Consider the following 17,521-nt stretch of genomic DNA (forward strand, 5'->3'; position numbering starts at 1 on the left):
GCCGCAGCAATGCTACGGCCTCCTCTTGTCTGCCGGTGCCTCAGCGCTGGTGCACCGTCTCGCCCGGCGTCTTGTCCGGCAGCTTGTTGCCTTCAGCGTCGATCTGCAGCGGCCCCGTCCCGGAGAACCGGTCCAGCGCGAGGTAGATCACCGGCGTGATGAACAGCGTAATCACCTGCGAGAACAGCAGGCCACCAACCACCGCCAGGCCCAGCGGCTGGCGCAACTCGGCACCCGCGCCAAGGCCCAGCGCCAGCGGCAGCGCGCCCATCACCGCGGCGAAGGTGGTCATCATGATCGGCCGGAAGCGCAGCAGGCACGCCTGCCGGATCGCCTTGGCCGGCGGCATGCCTTGCTCACGCTGCGCGGCCAGCGCGAAGTCGATCATCATGATCGCGTTCTTCTTGACGATGCCGATCAGCATCAGCACGCCGATCACCGCGATCAGCGACAGCTCCACGTTGAAGAGGAACAGCGTCAGCAACGCGCCCACCGCCGCCGAGGGCAAGCCCGCCAGGATGGTCAGCGGGTGGATATAGCTTTCATACAGCACGCCCAGCAGCGTGTAGATCACCGCGATGGCCGCCACCAGCAGCACGATCTGCGTGGCCTGCGACGATTGGAACACCGCCGCGTCGCCGCCCCAGCTGGTGAAGATCGAGCTGGGCATCGCGGTCTCCTGCCGGTAGCGGTCGATGCGCGCCGAAGCATCGCCCAGCGCCGCGCCCGGCGCCAGGTTGAACGACACCGTCACCGAAGGCAGCTGCCCCTGGTGGTTGACGGCGATCGGCCCGACCCGGCGCTCGGTGGTGGCGAAGGCGGAGACCGGCACCATCTGGCCGGTCTTGCTGCGCACATAGAGCTTGGAGAACGCGCTCTCGTCGGTGCGGTCGACATCGGCCGCCTGCAGGATCACGTAGTAGTTGTCGATCGGCGTGTAGATGGTCGACACCTGCCGCTCGCCGAAGGCCGAGTACAGCGCGGTGCGCACGTCCTGCATCTGCACGCCCAGCGCATTGGCCTTGTCGCGGTCGATCGACAGGTGCGCCTCCAGCCCGGACTGCTGCGAATCGCTGGTGACGTCGCGGAAGATCGGATCGGCGCGCATCTTCGCCATCAGCTTGTCGGAGGAGTCCTGCAGCTGGCCGGCCTTCACGCTTTGCAGCGTGTACTGGTAGCGGCTCTTGCTCTGGCGCCCGCCCAGGCGCAGGTTCTGCACCGGCGAGAAGTACACCGCCAAGCCCGGGATGCCGGACACATCCTTGCGCAGCGACTCCACCACGGCGGGCATTTTGGCACGCTCGCCGAGCGGCTTGAGCTCGATGAACATACGCCCGGTGTTGATCGCGGGCGAGGGGCCGCCGCCGATGGAAACCACCACGCTCCTGACCGCAGGGTTGGCGCGCATGCGCTCGGCCGCGTCGCGCAGGCGCGCGGCCATGGCATCGAAGGAGATATCCTGCGGGCCTTCGGCGTTGACCTGGATCTGGCCGATATCTTCCTCGGGGAAGAAGCCCTTGGGGATGGTGACGAACAGCACCGCGGTCAGCACGAACGTCAGCCCTGCGACCGCCAGCACGGTGCGGCGGTGCGCCAGGCACCAGTCCAGCCCGCGCGCATAGCGGTGCAGCGTGAACTCGAACAGGTTCTCGAACCACTGCGTGGAGCGCATGCCGAAGGTCTGCTTCTGCGCGATGGCGGGCTGCGCCGGAGCATGATCGCCGTAGGCATGGTGCGATTCATCCACCGGCACGTTCTCGGCCGACAGGAAGCGCGCGCACAGCATCGGGATCAGCGTCAGCGACACCAGCGCCGATACCAGGATCGCCAGCGACACCACCGCCGCGAACTCATGGAACAACAGCCCGATCACGCCCGGCATGAAGAAGATCGGGATAAACACCGCCACCAGCGAGATCGAGATCGACAGGATGGTGAAGCCCATCTCGCGCGAACCCACCAGCGCGGCCTTGAGCGGCGCCACGCCTTCCTCGATATGGCGCACGATGTTCTCGAGCATGACGATGGCGTCGTCCACCACCAGGCCCACCGCCAGCGTGATGGCCAGCAGCGAGACGTTGTCCAGGCTGTAGCCGAACGCCTTCATCAACGCCACCGTGCCGATCAGCGAGATCGGCAGCGACACCGTGGGGATCAGCGTGGCGGCGGCGCGGCGCAGGAACAGGAAGATCACCATCACCACCAGCGCCACCGTCAGCGCCAGCGTGAACTGCACGTCGTGGATCGATTCGCGGATCGAGTTCGAGCGGTCGTTGACCACCGCGACATTGACCGAGCCCGGCATCTGCGCGATCAGGCGGGGCAGGGCGGCCTTGATGGCATCGACCACCGCCACGGTGTTGGCGTCGGGCTGGCGCAGTACCGCCAGCACGATCGAGCGCTCGTTGTTGAGCCAGCTGCCGGTCTTGATGGTCTCGACGCTGTCCTCGATCTCGGCCACGTCGGACAGGCGCACCAGCGCGCCGTTGGGCTGGCTGGCAACGATGATGTTGCGGAAGGCGTCGGCGCTGGTCAGCTGCCGGTTGGCCTGGATGGTCAGGGTCTGGCGCGCGCTGTCGAGCGTGCCCACCGGCGTGTTGGCGTTGGCGCGGTTCAGCGCCGTGGCCAGCTCGTCCAGCGTCAGCCCGCGCGCGGCCAGCGCATCCGGGTGCGCGCGCACCCGCACGGCAAAGCGCTTCTGCCCGAAGATCTGCACCTGCGCCACCCCCGGCAGCGTGGCCAGCGTGGGAGAGATCAGGTTGTCGCCGAAGGCGTTCAGGTCCGCCAGGCTCATCGCCGGCGAGTTGATCGCCAGCAGCAGCACCGGCGCATCGGCCGGGTTGACCTTGCGGTACGACGGCGGCACCGTCATCTCGATCGGCAGCGAGCGCTGGGCGCGGAACAGCGCCGCCTGCACGTCGACGGCCGCGTCGTCGATATCGCGGTCGTTGTTGAATTCGATGGTGATGCTGGAGTTGCCAAGCGTGTTCGACGAGCTGATCACCGACACGCCCGGGATCGTCGCAAACTGCTTTTCCAGCTGCGTGGCAACCGATGCCGCCATGGTCTCGGGGCTGGCCCCGGGCAGGGTCGCGGTGACCTGGATCACCGGCGAATTGAAGCTGGGCAGCGCGGCGATGGGGATGGTCGGGTACAGCACGATGCCGGTGACCACCACGGCCAGGCACAGCAGCACCGTCATCACCGGACGGCGGATGCAGAGTTCAGACAGCGTCATGGCTCAGTGCCCCGCGGTGGCAGTGGCCGGGCGGGCGGCGGCGGCCGAGGCACCGGCGGCCGGGGCCTCGCGCACTAGCGCGCCGGGGCGCAGGTTCTGCGTGCCCTCCACCACCACGCGGGCGCCGGGCTGCACGCCCTCGACCACGGCGGCGGCGGCAGTAGTGGTCACCACCTGCACCGGCACGCGCGCGACCTTGCTGTCGGGCTGGACCACATAGACAAAGCGGCCTTCCGGGCCGGTCACCACCGCCTGCGGCGGCACCGACAGCGCGCCCTTCAGGGTCTGCACCACGGCGTTGACGTTGGCATAGGTGCCCGGCCACAGCCGCTGCTCTTCATTGTCGAACTGCGCCTTGACTCGGATGGTGCCGTACTGCGGATCGACGGTGTTATCCACAAAGGTGATCCTGCCGGTCACCGGGGTCTTGCTGCCGTCGTTGGGCAGCGCGGTGACCTGCACCGGCCCCGCGTGCAGCGCCTCGCGCAGCGCGCCCAGCTGCCGCTCGGGCAGGCTGAAGGTGACGGCAATCGGCTGCACCTGGGCAATGATGACCATCGGCTGGGTGCTGTTGGGCAGCACCAGCGAACCCGGGAAGGCGTTGATCACGCCGGTGCGGCCGCTGATGGTGGCACGGATGGCGCCGTAGCTGACCGCCACGCGGCTGGCGTCGATGGCGGCCTGGTCGGCGCGCACGGTGGCGGCAAAGCCATCCACCTTGGCCTGGGCCGTGTCGACCGCGCTCTTGGAGATGAAGTTGCGCTGCAGCAGCTCCTGGCTGCGCGCGAGCGTGCGCCGGGCATCGGCCAGGTCAGCCTGGTCGCGCAGCAGCTGGGCCTGCGCCTTGGCCAGGTTGGCCTCGTCCATGCGGGTATCGAGCGAGAACAGCAGGTCGCCCGGCTTGACGGTCTGGCCTTCCTTGATATGGACCGTGCGCACGGTGCTGGACACCTGCGGGCGCACCTCGACCGTGGACAGCGCGGTGACATTGCCGTTGGCCGTGACCTGCAGCGGCACGTCGCCCTGCTGCACGCGCGCGGTGGACACCACCACGGCCGCCGGCGCCTTGGGCGCCGGCTTGGGCGCGAACCAGGTACGCCACGCAAACCAGCCCAGGCCGGCAATGACCAGCAGCATGGCCACCACCGCCCACGGCGACACGCGGCCGCGCCCGGTTCCGGTGGCCGCCCTCCAGTTGCTGTCGACGAAGCCCTTGGGCTGGTCGATCCTGTCAGATTTCATATTGTGTGGACCCTCTGCACCGCGTCTTCGCGCCACTCCCCGTGATCGCCCGGCTGGTTGTGTCCAGATGTTGCCGGTGCGTGTCGCGCAAAGACTCTACTGATACCGCGCTTCGCCCGCCGGAGCCAGCGCCGCGTATTACAGTCCGTTACAGGGTTGCAAGGGTCTGGTAATGCCCGGCGCCGGCAAACGCCGTCCGGGCCACAGGGGAAGCCGGAGATGTGTTTAGCGGGGCGCTTGTATGGTTAGACAAACATTATCAGAAAAGCTGCCGCCGGCCATCGCGGCGCCACTGATTGACGCTGTCGACCGACAGTTCGCGTGGCCCGGCCTGCACAACCACGACATCGCCGGCGCGCACTTCTCCCTTCAGCACCACGCTCAGGTAGACCCCGGAGTAACCGCTCTGGATCATGTCGCGCACCGCGTGGCGGTAGCCCAGCGCGGCGTTGAACTTGTAGCAGGGCTTGCGCGGCGACTCCACCCGCAGCAGGGCCGTGCCCACGCGCACCAGGTCGCCGATCCAGAGTTGGGATTCAAGCAGCCCCTCCAGGGTCAGGTTCTCGCCCATGGCGCCAAACGGCAACGGTGGGCCTGACTCGGGCTGTCCGCAGGCGCGGCGGCGCGCATTCCACCACGGGTAGTGCTCGAAAGGATAGGCGTAGACCGCCTTGTCCAGGCCGCCGTGCACGGTCAGGTCGCCCTGTTCGTCGCCGGCCAGGCCCAGCGGCTGCACCTGTACCCGCAACGGGTGCAGCAGGGTGCTGACAGGGTGCTTGCGAATGCCCGACAGCACCACCGCCTCGGTGCCCGCCCCGGCCACCACCAGCGGGATGGCCTTGGCCATGCTGACCGCCAGCACACGCGCAAGGCCCGGCCGAGGTCTGGATTCGCTCACGTGCGCCCCCGCTTCGTGGTTGTGCATCCGGTTGTGGAAAGGGCTGTGGATAAGCTGCGGATATGCCTGAGGATAACGGGGCGGATAACACTGTGGACAAGTGCTTGGTGCGGTCCCTCACAAGGAACCCGGCGGCGGGGAGCCGCCCTCGGGGTTCAGCCCGGCATCACGCCTGCTGCGCCGCCTGCGGCCGCTGCCACTGGCAGCCCAGCGCCCGGGCGCGCTGCGATACCGCCAGCGCCACCAGCATCAGCGCCGCCGCACCCCAGTGCAGCGTGTCGGCGCCGGCAAGCGTATAGATGGCAGCCCCGGCCATGGCGCCGGCCGCCTGGCCCAGGTAGATCGACGAAGAATTCAGCGAGATCGACACCGATGCCCGCTCAGGCGCCAGCAGCACCAGCCGCGCTTGCTGCGCGCTGTTGGTGGCAAACCCGCCCACGCCCCACAGCATGAACAGCAGCACCAGCGCCACGCTGCCCAGCCCGGCCAGCGGCCACAGCACCATGGCCGTGATCGAGGTCAGCAGCGTGACCTGCACGATCCGGCTGGGCGTGACCCGGTCCATGCGCGACGCCGCCATGGCATTGCCGAACACGCCGCAGGCGCCGTAGGCCAGGAACATCAGGCTGAGCGCGCCGCCGCTGATGCCGTACACGTCGCGCATCAGCGGGGCGATATAGGTAAACACGGTGAACATGCCCGCCGACGAGATCATGGTGGTCAGCACCACCAGCATGATCGGCTTGTGGCGCAGCACCGCGCCCCAGGCCTCGCGCCCGGCCGGCGGCACGATCAGCCCGCGCGGCAGCGCGCGCCAGACCGCCGCCGACACCAGCAGCGCCAGGGCACCGACCAGCGCCATGCTGACGCGCCAGCCCAGTGTGCTGGAAATCCACGTGCCCAGCGGCACGCCCACCACGCTGGCGATGCTCCAGCCAAGAAACACGAAGCTGATGGCGCGCCCGCGCGTCTGCGCGTTGACCAGCAGCGGCAGCGTGGCGGCGGTCTGGGGCGTATAGATGGCCGCGCCGATCGCGGTCAGGAAGCGGATCGCCATCAGCGCCGCAAAGCTGGGCGCGAACGCGGCGGCCAGGTGCATCACCCCATAGACCAGCAGCGACCCGGCCAGCAGCAGCCGGCGGTCGATGCGCGAGCCCAGCGTGGCAAACAGCGGGGCGCCGATGCAGGTGGCCAGCGCGAATACCGAGATCAGCTGCCCGGCGCTAGCCGCGCCCAGCCCGAAATCACCGGCAATGTCGTTCAACATGCCGGTAACGATCATCGCACCGGTGCCAATGACGAAGTTGCCGACGCAGAGCGTCACTAGCCTGGGGTCCATGCCGGCCTTGGGAATAGGGGTTGGCGCAGGAGGGCGCCTTGTTGTTGTCTGGGCTGCCGCGGGCCGTGGCGGGCCGGGCGGTAAGGGAAGTCCGGAGTGTAGCGGTTTCGTGGAATTCGCGTTTCCCAGAGGAAATGCCCGGCCAGATGTGAAACACCCCTGTCCCGCATGGCGGAACAGGGGTGTCTGGGCGGGCTGTCCGGAGGCAATCCGGCCGCTGGTGACTCAGCGCGTCAGCACCGGCGCCAGCGCCTTCGGGTTGACGATGCAGTCATGGTTGCCGGCCAGCACGTCCAGGATGTTCTGGAACGCGGTGCGGAAGTACAGCTCGTAGCTGTCGCGCTCCACATAGCCCAGGTGCGGCGTGCAGATGCAGTTTTCCATGCGCAGCAGCGCGTGGCCCTGCAGGATCGGCTCGGACTCGAACACGTCGATCGCGGCCATGCCGGGGCGGCCGCGGTTCAGCGCGGTGACCAGCGCGTTCTCTTCCAGCAGCTCGGCACGGCTGGTGTTGACGAACAGTGCCGTGGGCTTCATCCGCGTCAGGTCAGTCTGCTTGACGATGCCGCGGGTGTCGTCGTTCAGGCGCAGCTGCAGCGACAGCACATCGCTGTCGGCAAACAACTGCTCCTTGGATTCGGCCACGCCCAGCCCGTCGGCACGGGCGCCTTCCAGCGATGCCTCGCGGCCCCAGACCAGCACCTTCATGCCGAAGGCCCGGCCGTAGCCAGCCAGCAGCCGGCCGATCTTGCCATAGCCCCAGATCCCCAGGGTCTGGCCGCGCAGCACCTGGCCCAGGCCGAAATTGGGCGGCATCGTCGTCGATTTCAGCCCCGACTGCTGCCAGGCGCCGTGCTTCAGGCTGGCGACATACTGGGGGATGCGGCGCTGGGCGGCCATGATCAGCGCCCAGGTCAGCTCGGCCGGCGCCACCGGCGAACCCACGCCTTCGAGCACGGCCACGCCGCGGTCGGTGCAGGCGTCCAGGTCGATATGGCTGCCGGGGCCGGCGCCGACCCGGCCGGTCTGGCTGATGATCTTGAGTTTGGGCAGTTTTTCCAGCAGTTGCCGGGTGATGCGAGTGCGTTCGCGGATCAGCACCACGGCTTCGACGTCTGACAGGCGTGCGGCCAGCTGGCCCACGCCCTTGACGGTGTTGTTGAACACCTTGACGTCGTGCCCCGCCAGCAAGCTGAAGCAAGGCAGCTTGCGCACGGCATCCTGGTAATCGTCGAGTACGGCAATCTTCATCGGCAACTCTGGTTGTCTAACGGTCTTGTGCCGGTTGGTGCGCGCGGCCACCAAGCTGCGCGCCGGCCAACAGTATTGTTGAGAAATATCGAAAAACCCCACGCCGGCCGGTGGCAGCGATTGTTGCATAGCAAAAAACAGGGGGGTGCGCCAGTGGTATCCTTGCCCGTTCCGGTGCCGCCGCGGATTGTCGGTCGAGCTTTGCTCCCGTCACGCGATCGCACACGGACAAAGTCCGGCCAGCACGTGCAGCCACCCCTGCGCGCGCGAAGCGCAACTGTAGCGCAGCCGCAGGGACCGCCGCGACCTTTTGCATAAACGGGGCCGCCGCGGAGTTGTAACGGGATGTGTCGATCCGAGTGCGACCATCACTCCGGGCGCGTGACGGCCCCATCTGCCCGCTGGCCAGGCTTTGCAAGGATTCCTTCCCTTCCTTCCCTTTACGAATCTGGAGTCTGCAGTATGAACCACCCCACGATGCAAGGTACGGCGCCCGTCAATGCGCCGGCCTGGGTCAAGCACCCCAGGCTGGTGGCCTGGGTCGCTGAAATCGCCGCCCTGACCAAGCCCGACCATATCTATTGGTGCGACGGCTCGCAGGAAGAGTATGACCGCCTGTGCGAGCAGATGGTCGCCGCCGGCACCATGAAGCGGCTGAACCCGGCCAAGCGCAAGAATTCCTTCCTGGCACTGTCGGACCCGTCGGACGTGGCGCGGGTGGAAGATCGCACCTTTATCTGCTCCGAAAAGCAGGAAGACGCCGGCCCCACCAACAACTGGACCGAACCCGCCGAGATGCGCCAGACGCTGAACGGCCTGTTCGAGGGCTGCATGCGCGGCCGCACGCTGTACGTGGTGCCGTTCTCGATGGGCCCGCTGGGCTCGCCGATCGCCCATATTGGCGTGGAACTGTCCGATTCGCCGTACGTGGCGGTCAATATGCGCATCATGACGCGCATGGGCCGCGCGGTGTACGACGTCCTGGGCACCAATGGCGAGTTCGTGCCGTGCGTGCACACCGTGGGCAAGCCGCTGGCCGCCGGCGAGCAGGACGTGGCCTGGCCGTGCAACCCGACCAAGTACATCGTCCATTTCCCGGAAACGCGCGAGATCTGGTCGTTCGGCTCGGGCTACGGCGGCAACGCGCTGCTGGGCAAGAAGTGCTTCGCGCTGCGCATTGCCTCGACCATGGGCCGCGATGAAGGCTGGCTGGCCGAGCATATGCTGATCCTGGGCGTGACCTCGCCCGAGGGCAAGAAGTACCACGTGGCAGCGGCCTTCCCGTCGGCCTGCGGCAAGACCAACTTCGCCATGCTGATCCCGCCCAAGGGCTTCGAGGGCTGGAAGGTCACCACCATCGGCGACGACATCGCCTGGATCAAGCCGGGCCAGGACGGCCGCCTGTACGCCATCAACCCGGAAGCCGGCTACTTCGGCGTGGCCCCGGGCACCAGCGAGAAGACCAACTTCAACGCGATGGCGACGCTCAAGGAAAACGTCATCTTCACCAACGTGGCGCTGACCGATGACGGCGACGTATGGTGGGAAGGCATGACCAAGGAAGCGCCCGCGCACCTGGTCGACTGGCAGGGCAAGGACTGGACCCCGGAAATCGCCAAGGCCACCGGCGCCAAGGCCGCGCACCCGAACGCCCGCTTCACCGCGCCGGCCTCGCAGTGCCCGTCGATCGACGAGAACTGGGACAACCCGGCCGGCGTACCCATTGATGCGTTCATCTTCGGCGGCCGCCGCTCGACCACCGTGCCGCTGGTGACCGAGGCCCGCAACTGGACCGAAGGCGTCTACATGGCCGCCACCATGGGTTCGGAAACCACCGCCGCAGCCGCCGGCCAGCAGGGCGTGGTGCGCCGCGACCCGTTCGCCATGCTGCCGTTCTGCGGCTACAACATGAGCGATTACTTCGGCCACTGGCTGCAACTCGGCCAGAAGCTGGAAGCCGCGGGCGCGAAGCTGCCGAAGATCTACTGCGTCAACTGGTTCCGCAAGGACGCCGACGGCAACTTCGTGTGGCCGGGCTTTGGCGACAATATGCGCGTGCTGTCGTGGATGATCGACCGCGTGGAAGGCAAGGGGCAGGGCGCCGAGCACGTGTTCGGCACCACCCCGCGCTACGAGGACCTGAACTGGAATGGCGTGGACTTCACGCCGGCGCAGTTCACGCAGGTGACTTCGATCGATCGCGATGCGTGGCAGCAGGAGCTGGCGCTGCATGACGAGCTGTTCACCAAGTTGCGGCATCGGCTGCCGCAGGCGCTGGCCGAAGTGCGCGCGGCGCTGGGCAAGCGGCTGGACGGCTGATCGCCACGGTTCGCGCAGCTTGCGATAAAAACGCCCGTCTCTGCAGAGACGGGCGTTTTTTTATTCCCTCTCGCTATCCCCCAGCGTCTCCACCGCATACTTCACCAGACCCGCCCGCCCCTCGATCCCAAGCTTGCGCTTCAGGTTCAGCCGGTGCGTTTCCACCGTGCGCACGGATACCCCCAGCTGCGCGGCGATCTCCTTGTTGGCCAGGCCACGCCCGATACCGCGCAGGATGTCGCGCTCGCGCGGCGTCAGCGCATCCAGCGGCCCTGCGGCGGGGCTCTGCTCGGCCATGCCGCGTGCAATGCGGGCGCTGTAGAAGACCCGTCCGGCCAGCACGGACTGGATCGCCGCCATCAGCTCGTCGGCGGGCGCGTCCTTGAGCACGTAGCCGCGCGCGCCGGCGCGCACCGCCTGGCGCACATACTCCAGGTTGTCGTGCATCGACACGATCAGCACCGCCAGTTCCGGATAGCGGTCATGCAGCGCCGCGGCCAGGGCAATGCCGCCCATGCCGCGCATGCCGATATCGGTGATGACCAGGTCGGGCAGCTCGGCGGCACCGGCGCGGTCCAGCCACGCCAGCGCGGCTTCGCCGTCGTCGGCCTCGCCCACCACGCGCAGGCCGGGCTGCAGCGCCAGGTGCATGCGCATGCCGTCGCGCACCAGCGCGTGGTCATCGATCAGCAATACGCGGGCGGGTACTTCCATGGAATCGGCAAAAGACTGGGTCATGACGGCGAGGGTCCTGCGGAAACGGGATCGTGCGCAATGGCCGCAGGCCTGGACAGCGGCAGTGAAGCGACCAGCTGGGTGCCGCCCATGCCCGAAACGATGTCGAACTGCCCGCACAGCGCGGCGATGCGCTCGCGCAGGTTGCGCAGGCCGATGCCGCGCTGCGGGTCCTCCTGCATGCGCGCCACGTCGAAGCCATGCCCGTCGTCGCGCACGGTGAGGCGCGTGGCATCGGCATCAAAGGCCAGCGCCACCGCGACCCGGCGCGCGCCCGCATGGCGCTCGACGTTGGTCAAGGCTTCCTGGGCGATGCGGAACAGCGCCGTGGCCTGCTCGTCGGGCAGTTCACGCGGGGTGCCGCTCTGGGTCACCGCAATCTCCAGCCCGCTGCCGCCCTGCATCTCGCGCGCCAGGTGCTGCAGCGCGGCGTACAGGCCCAGGTCGTCGAGCAGGGCGGGGCGCAGGTTGCGCGCCACGCGGCGCACTTCATTGAAGACGGTATCGAGCCGGTTCAGCGCCATGCCCAGCACCGGCGCCACCGCGGCGCCTTCGGCCGGGGCCAGGCGCAGGCGGTTGGTGGCGGTTTCCAGCACCAGCTTGACCGACACCAGCAGCTGGCTGATGCCGTCGTGCAACTCGCGCGAGAGCCGGGCGCGCTCTTCTTCCTGCGACTGCACCACGCGCTGCGCCAGCTGGCGCAGCTTGGCGTCGGCCTCGCGGTGCTCACTGACGTTCAGCGCCAGGCCGCTGGCGGCGACCAGCAGGATGCTGATGCCGGCGATCATGCCGATCCAGGCCATGGTCGCGCGGATATCGGTCTCGGCGCGCGCATCCAGCTGGCGCAGCGTGCTTTCCACGTCATCCAGGTAGATGCCGGTGCCGAGCATCCAGCCCCATTCGGGCACCGCCACGACGTAGCCGAGCTTGGGGGCAAGCTGCTGCGACGAGGGCTTTTTCCACAGGTAGCGCACCGCGCCGCCGCCATTCCTGGCCGCGGCGATCAGCTGCTGGATGGTCAGCGCGCCCTGGGGGTCGCGCATGGTCCACAGGTCCTGGCCGACCAGCTCGGGCTGGCGCGGATGCATCAGGTTGCGGCCCTGCAGGTCGTACAGGAAGAAGTAGCCGTCGGGGCCGTAGTCCAGGCGCGCAAGTGCTTCCATCGCAGCCTGCCGGGTGGTGGCGTCGCTGCGCCCGGAGCGCACCAGCGGCGCGATCGCGCTCTGTGCCAGTTCTACGTAGTGGCGCAGCTCGGTTTCCTTGCTCTGCAGGTAGGCGGCCTCGACCAGCGCGCGTTCATGCTGCGCGAGCTGCGTGGCCTGGAAGCGCACGGCAAGCGCGATGCCCAGCATGGCGACCGCAAGTGGCGCCACGGCTAGCAACAGGATCTTCTGGCGGAGTTTCATACAGGAGCGGGAGGACCCGGGGGTAAACACCGATGCCGCGCAGGCGGCATGCCACCGTCGATTTGCGTAGTACTACGCAGAAGTGCTGCGTAGTTACGCGCTTGTGCGGGGTTTGGCGGGTGTCAATACTACACGCCGGACACGCCACCGCCCCAGCAGGGCGCGCGTGTCGACGCAGTTGGTGCACCGGACACACCCGGACGGTGCATCGCCTGCCTGCAAGACGAGATCCGGAAACGACGACACAACCGGGCGCGCAGCAGCTATCCCAGGAGACACCCTCACCGCCGGATTGCCCCCGCTGCCCGCCGTCGGCGCACCCCCCGCTGCCGATCCTGCCAGTTGCTTGTTACCAGTCCTTCGCCGCCGCAGGCTATCCAAGAAATCCGGTCTGAGGAGACCTTCACTATGAATCGCATCGGAGAACACCTGGTGTGGCTGGCCGTCGCCGTACTCGGCGCGTTTGCCTTCGGCACCGTCGCGCTGGCGCGCGGCGAAGCCGTCAGCGCGCTGTGGATCGTGGTTGCCGCGCTCTGCATCTACCTGATCGCCTACCGCTACTACAGCCGCTTTATCGCCGACAAGGTGATGCAGCTCGATCCCAAACGCATGACGCCCGCCTGGCGCCACAACGACGGCCTGGACTACGTGCCGACCAACAAGGCGGTGCTGTTCGGCCACCACTTCGCCGCCATCGCCGGCGCCGGCCCGCTGGTTGGCCCGGTGCTGGCCGCGCAGATGGGCTATATGCCGGGCATGCTGTGGATCCTGGCCGGCGTGGTGTTTGCCGGCGCGGTGCAGGACTTCATGGTCCTGTTCATCTCCACGCGCCGCGACGGCCGCTCGCTGGGCGACCTGGTCAAGTCCGAGATGGGTACGATCCCGGGCATGATCGCGCTGTTCGGCTGCTTCATGATCATGATCATCATCCTGGCGGTGCTGGCGCTGATCGTGGTGAAGGCGCTGGCCGATTCGCCGTGGGGCACCTTCACGGTGGCGGTGACGATCCCGATCGCGCTGTTCATGGGCATCTATACGCGCTACATCCGCCCGGGCCGCATCGGCGAGGTCTCGGTAATCGGCTTCGTACTGCTGATGCTGGCCATCATCGGCGGCCAGTACGTGCATGAAAGCGCCACGCTGGCGCCGCTGTTCACCTACGACGGCAAGGCGCTGACCTGGATGCTGATCATCTACGGCTTTATCGCCGCCGTGCTGCCGGTGTGGCTGCTGCTGGCGCCGCGCGACTACCTGTCGACCTTCCTGAAGATCGGCACCATCATCGCGCTGGCCGTCGGCATCCTGATCGTCGCGCCGGAGCTGAAGATGCCGGCCTTCACCCAGTTCGCCAAGGGTGGCGGGCCGGTGTGGTCGGGCAACCTGTTCCCGTTCCTGTTCATCACCATCGCCTGCGGCGCGGTCTCGGGCTTCCACGCGCTGATCTCGTCGGGCACCACGCCCAAGCTGCTGGAGAATGAGTCGCACGCGCGCTTTATCGGCTACGGCGCGATGCTGGCAGAGTCCTTCGTCGCCATCATGGCGCTGGTGGCCGCCTCGGTAATCGAGCCGGGCGTGTACTTCGCCATGAACAGCCCGGCCGCCGTGATCGGCACCACGCCGGAAGCGGTGGCGCAGGCGGTCTCGACCTGGGGCTTCGTGGTCACCCCGGACGTGCTGGTGCAGACCGCCAAGGATGTCGGCGAGAACACCATCATCTCGCGCGCCGGCGGCGCGCCCACGCTGGCGGTGGGCATCGCCCACATCCTGCACCAGGTGGTGGGCGGCCAGGCCATGATGGCGTTCTGGTACCACTTTGCCATCCTGTTCGAGGCGCTGTTCATCCTGACCGCCGTCGACGCGGGCACCCGCGCCGGCCGCTTCATGCTGCAGGACCTGCTGGGCAGCTTTATCCCGTCGATGCGCAAGACCGACTCGCTGGTCGCCAACCTGACCGCCACCGCGCTGTGCGTGGCGGCCTGGGGCTACTTCCTGTACCAGGGCGTGGTCGATCCGCTGGGCGGCATCAACACGCTGTGGCCGCTGTTCGGCATCTCCAACCAGATGCTGGCCGCGGTGGCGCTGGTGCTGGGCACCTGCGTGCTGGTCAAGATGAAGCGCGGCCAGTACGCCTGGGTCACGCTGGTGCCGACCGTCTGGCTGCTGATCTGCACGCTGACCGCCGGCTGGCAGAAGCTGTTCCACGCCGACCCCAAGGTCAGCTTCCTGACCCACGCCGCCAAGTTCAGCGCCGCCATTGCCGAAGGCAAGGTGCTGGCCCCGGCCAAGTCGATGGAGCAGATGCACCGCGTGGTCTTCAACGACTACCTGGACGCCGGCCTTTGCGCGCTGTTCATGCTGGTGGTGCTGTCGATCGTGTTCTACGGTTTCAAGACCGCGATGCAGGCACGCGCCGCCGCCCGCCCGACGGCCAGGGAAACGCCGTTCGAGCCGCTGCCTTCGGGCGCCTCGGCCCAGTAACCCAGGGATCACAGGAGCCCGCCATGCTGGAACAACTCGGAACCATGGGACGCTACCTTGGGCAGTCGCTGCGGCTGATGGTCGGGCTGCCCGACTACCAGACCTATGTCGCGCACATGGAAAGCACCCACCCGGACCGCGAGCCGATGAGCTACGAGGCCTTCTTCCGCGAGCGCCAGGAGGCACGCTACGGCGGCGGGCAGGGCAAGTGCTGCTGAGCACACGCTGAACGCCACCGTCCTGCGGGCCGGCGGCGTAAAAAGCAGACAGGCGATCACATGATCGCCTGTCTTTTTATGAAGTGTTGCGTGTTTGCCGCGCTTTTGTCATGCACGGATACCGTTTCTGTAGTGGGTTACAGGGCTTTACAGGTGGTTACAGCAAGGGTGCGGCTCCTTCTCTACACTTGCGACACATCATGGCAATTCGAGGAAAAAAGATATGACTCGCCATCCCGTTCGCAACCTGACCATTGCCCTCGCCCTGGCGGCCTGCGCGCTGCCGGCCGTCGCGAGCGACATGAACAACGCCCTGGGCGGCGCACTCGGCGGCGTCGCCGGTGCCGCGGTGGGCGGCGCGCTGGGCGGCAGCACCGGCGCAGTGATCGGTGGTGCAGTAGGCGGCGGCGCCGGTGGCGCAGTGACCTCCAACCGCCGCGAGCGCACCGGTGCCATCATCGGCGGCGCGCTGGGCGGCGGTGCCGGCACCGCGGCTGGCAACGCCATGGGCGGCCGCACCGGTGGCCTGATCGGCGCCGGCCTGGGCGGCGGCGCGGGTGCGGCGCTGGGCGGCAACGTCTCGCGCAGCAACTCGTACGACAATGACCGCCGCTATTACAACAGCAGCTACAAGCGCAAGAAGCACAAGCACCATCACCACCACTACGACGACTAAGAAGTCGTAGGGGTCAGCAAAACGGGCCGTCATGGCCCGTTTTTCCTTTGCGGCGTCTGGCATAATCATTAGCCAGTGGTCGCAAACCCGCCGGATGCAGAAACAAAGAAGCCCGCAACCGGAATCGGTGCGGGCTTCTTCTCCAATAAAGGCGGAGAGGCTGCAAGGCGCTCCCCCAAGGACCTGTGGAGACCAGGTTTGAAGCAGGCGGGGCCGCACAAGGGGAGGAAGCGGCCCCGGGATCGCGCTGCCAGGCCGCCCGGGGAGGCGAGCCTGAGGCAGCCAGGCGGCCTTACAGCGGCGCGCGATCGGTAGTGGTGTCGTACTTGGCACCTTCGGCGTAGGTATCGAACTTGCCGGCGCGGGCGCCTTCGGCGTAGGTGTCGAACTTGCCGGCGCGGGCACCATCGGTGTACGGATCGAACTTGGCTACCTTGGCGCCGTCGGTGAACACATCGAACTTGCCGTTCTTGGCAAAGGCCGGTGCGGCCGACAGGGCGGCGGCGAGGGTGGCGACAGCGATCAGGGCGTAGCGGTTGGTTTTCATGATTCAGGCTTTCTCTATTGCGTGGATGCCTGAGCCGTCACTTCGACGAAAGACTATGTTGCATTGCGGCATCCGATGGCTAGATATTAGGCATTTCCCTCATATCAATAAATATCAGGATCCACAATGATTAGTTTTGATTCGAACAATAAAATAGGCTGATTACGTAAGAATTCAGCGCAGAACCAGGAGACTGTGTCATGGATCGCCTGCAATCGATGCGTGTGTTTTCCAAGGTGGTGGAACTGGGAAGCTTCGCGCGTGCAGCGCAGCAGCTGGAAATGTCCAACGCAGTGGTGACGCGCTACGTGGCCGACCTGGAGAGTCATCTGGGCACGCGCCTGCTCAACCGCACCACCCGCAGCCTGTCGCTGACCGACGCCGGCGAAACCTACCTGCAGCGCTGCCAGCAGATCCTGGAAGACGTGGAAGAAGCCGAAAGCGTAGTCACGGCGCGCAGCCAGTCGCTGTCCGGCACGCTGCGGCTGGTCACCCCGGTGATGTTCGGCCTGCACCTGCTGCCGGAATTGCTGGTGCGCTTCCAGCAGCTGTACCCGGACGTGGTGTTCGACGTGATCCTGTCGGACCGCAACGTCGATATCGTCGAGGAAGGCCGCGACGTCGCCGTGATGCTGTCCGACCTGGGCCTGGGCTCGCACCTGGTGGCGCGCCCGCTGCTGTCGGCCGAAGTGATCCTGTGCGCGTCGCCCGGCTATGTGGCGGCGCACGCGACAATCCGCCATGCCCACGAACTTAGCAACCATCGCTGCATCGCCATGCGCCTGCCCAGCGCCGAGCACGAATGGACGCTGCTGGGCCCGGAAGGCGAGGTGACCGTGCCGATCCGCCCCGGGCTGCTGTGCAGCAATGCCGAGCTGGCCCACCAGGCGGCGCTGGCCGACATGGGCGTGGCCATGCTGTCGTCCTACCTGGCGCGCCCCAATATCGAATCCGGCAAGCTGGTGCACGTGCTGCCGCAATACCAGCTGCCGCGGCGCGATGTCAGCGTGGTCTACCCGAGCCGCAAGTTCTTGCCGACCAAGGTGCGCGCCTTTATCGACTTCCTGCTCGAAGAAGGGCAGGTACGGGGCAAGGAAGCGCAGCCGGCGCCATCCGCCAGCCACGGCGCGCAAGCCGTGCGCACCTGAGCGCCCGCCTGGCCGAGCCACCCAAA

At 67.2% G+C, this 17,521-nt stretch carries 13 protein-coding genes; 5 read left to right on the forward strand and 8 right to left on the reverse strand.

The genetic code is table 11. The features are described from left to right. Positions 1–40: 40 nt before the first annotated feature. The 5 genes from AC07UK_RS18015 to AC07UK_RS18035 all read right to left on the reverse strand — a co-directional run bounded on the left by AC07UK_RS18015 (position 41) and on the right by AC07UK_RS18035 (position 7,968). Entirely contained in the window at positions 41–3,238 is a 3,198-nt protein-coding gene (locus AC07UK_RS18015) for an efflux RND transporter permease subunit (RefSeq protein WP_494686562.1), read from the reverse strand. Between the two features lie 3 nt (positions 3,239–3,241). Continuing rightward, positions 3,242–4,480 (reverse strand): efflux RND transporter periplasmic adaptor subunit, encoded by a 1,239-nt coding sequence (locus AC07UK_RS18020; RefSeq protein WP_494686561.1) that lies wholly within the window; start codon positions 4,478–4,480, stop codon positions 3,242–3,244. Between the two features lie 259 nt (positions 4,481–4,739). After that, the gene (locus AC07UK_RS18025; protein WP_211982363.1) at positions 4,740–5,378 is read right to left on the reverse strand and encodes an MOSC domain-containing protein; all 639 of its coding nucleotides are present in this window, start codon (positions 5,376–5,378) and stop codon (positions 4,740–4,742) included. A gap of 166 nt (positions 5,379–5,544) precedes the next feature. Continuing rightward, a complete protein-coding gene (locus AC07UK_RS18030) occupies positions 5,545–6,717 on the reverse strand; it encodes an MFS transporter (protein WP_494686560.1) in 1,173 nt (390 codons plus the stop codon). A gap of 225 nt (positions 6,718–6,942) precedes the next feature. Further along, complete coding sequence (locus tag AC07UK_RS18035; RefSeq protein WP_494686559.1) at positions 6,943–7,968, reverse strand: D-2-hydroxyacid dehydrogenase family protein; 1,026 nt, start codon at positions 7,966–7,968, stop codon at positions 6,943–6,945. Between the two features lie 462 nt (positions 7,969–8,430). Between AC07UK_RS18035 and AC07UK_RS18040 the strand changes: the two genes are divergently transcribed. Further along, positions 8,431–10,287 (forward strand): phosphoenolpyruvate carboxykinase (GTP), encoded by a 1,857-nt coding sequence (locus AC07UK_RS18040; protein WP_436222998.1) that lies wholly within the window; start codon positions 8,431–8,433, stop codon positions 10,285–10,287. 60 nt (positions 10,288–10,347) lie between these two features. On the opposite strand, the gene AC07UK_RS18045 is transcribed toward AC07UK_RS18040, so the two are convergent. Further along, on the reverse strand, positions 10,348–11,025 hold the full coding sequence (locus tag AC07UK_RS18045; RefSeq protein WP_114135480.1) for a response regulator: 678 nt from the start codon (positions 11,023–11,025) through the stop codon (positions 10,348–10,350). After that, the gene (locus AC07UK_RS18050) at positions 11,022–12,428 is read right to left on the reverse strand and encodes a cache domain-containing protein (protein WP_494686558.1); all 1,407 of its coding nucleotides are present in this window, start codon (positions 12,426–12,428) and stop codon (positions 11,022–11,024) included. Before AC07UK_RS18050 ends, AC07UK_RS18045 begins: the two co-directional genes overlap by 4 nt. Before the next feature lie 408 nt (positions 12,429–12,836). Here AC07UK_RS18050 and AC07UK_RS18055 point away from each other — a divergent pair, with 408 nt between their 5' ends. From AC07UK_RS18055 to AC07UK_RS18065, 3 genes are all read left to right on the forward strand, one after another. Continuing rightward, entirely contained in the window at positions 12,837–14,906 is a 2,070-nt protein-coding gene (locus tag AC07UK_RS18055) for a carbon starvation CstA family protein (RefSeq protein WP_436222996.1), read from the forward strand. Positions 14,907–14,929: 23 nt separating this feature from the next. Next, positions 14,930–15,124, forward strand: coding sequence for a YbdD/YjiX family protein (locus tag AC07UK_RS18060; protein WP_013958452.1), 195 nt, complete (start codon positions 14,930–14,932; stop codon positions 15,122–15,124). 223 nt (positions 15,125–15,347) lie between these two features. Beyond that, positions 15,348–15,800 (forward strand): YMGG-like glycine zipper-containing protein, encoded by a 453-nt coding sequence (locus AC07UK_RS18065; RefSeq protein ID WP_436222995.1) that lies wholly within the window; start codon positions 15,348–15,350, stop codon positions 15,798–15,800. Between the two features lie 292 nt (positions 15,801–16,092). On the opposite strand, the gene AC07UK_RS18070 is transcribed toward AC07UK_RS18065, so the two are convergent. Continuing rightward, positions 16,093–16,347 (reverse strand): hypothetical protein, encoded by a 255-nt coding sequence (locus AC07UK_RS18070; RefSeq protein WP_494686557.1) that lies wholly within the window; start codon positions 16,345–16,347, stop codon positions 16,093–16,095. Between the two features lie 200 nt (positions 16,348–16,547). On the opposite strand from AC07UK_RS18070, the gene AC07UK_RS18075 reads away from it, so the two are divergent. Further along, the gene (locus AC07UK_RS18075; RefSeq protein ID WP_494686556.1) at positions 16,548–17,495 is read left to right on the forward strand and encodes a LysR family transcriptional regulator; all 948 of its coding nucleotides are present in this window, start codon (positions 16,548–16,550) and stop codon (positions 17,493–17,495) included. Positions 17,496–17,521 lie beyond the last annotated feature (26 nt).

Source organism: Cupriavidus sp. GW821-FHT07C08, from assembly GCF_059419025.1.

Bases quoted from the DNA above. Each gene is read 5' to 3' on its own strand.
- AC07UK_RS18015 (WP_494686562.1), bottom strand. From the start codon at position 3,238: ATGACGCTGTCTGAACTCTGCATCCGCCGTCCGGTGATGACGGTGCTG.
- AC07UK_RS18020 (WP_494686561.1), bottom strand. From the start codon at position 4,480: ATGAAATCTGACAGGATCGACCAGCCCAAGGGCTTCGTCGACAGCAAC.
- AC07UK_RS18030 (WP_494686560.1), bottom strand. From the start codon at position 6,717: ATGGACCCCAGGCTAGTGACGCTCTGCGTCGGCAACTTCGTCATTGGC.
- AC07UK_RS18035 (WP_494686559.1), bottom strand. From the start codon at position 7,968: ATGAAGATTGCCGTACTCGACGATTACCAGGATGCCGTGCGCAAGCTG.
- AC07UK_RS18040 (WP_436222998.1), top strand. From the start codon at position 8,431: ATGAACCACCCCACGATGCAAGGTACGGCGCCCGTCAATGCGCCGGCC.
- AC07UK_RS18045 (WP_114135480.1), bottom strand. From the start codon at position 11,025: ATGACCCAGTCTTTTGCCGATTCCATGGAAGTACCCGCCCGCGTATTG.
- AC07UK_RS18050 (WP_494686558.1), bottom strand. From the start codon at position 12,428: ATGAAACTCCGCCAGAAGATCCTGTTGCTAGCCGTGGCGCCACTTGCG.
- AC07UK_RS18055 (WP_436222996.1), top strand. From the start codon at position 12,837: ATGAATCGCATCGGAGAACACCTGGTGTGGCTGGCCGTCGCCGTACTC.
- AC07UK_RS18060 (WP_013958452.1), top strand. From the start codon at position 14,930: ATGCTGGAACAACTCGGAACCATGGGACGCTACCTTGGGCAGTCGCTG.
- AC07UK_RS18065 (WP_436222995.1), top strand. From the start codon at position 15,348: ATGACTCGCCATCCCGTTCGCAACCTGACCATTGCCCTCGCCCTGGCG.
- AC07UK_RS18070 (WP_494686557.1), bottom strand. From the start codon at position 16,347: ATGAAAACCAACCGCTACGCCCTGATCGCTGTCGCCACCCTCGCCGCC.
- AC07UK_RS18075 (WP_494686556.1), top strand. From the start codon at position 16,548: ATGGATCGCCTGCAATCGATGCGTGTGTTTTCCAAGGTGGTGGAACTG.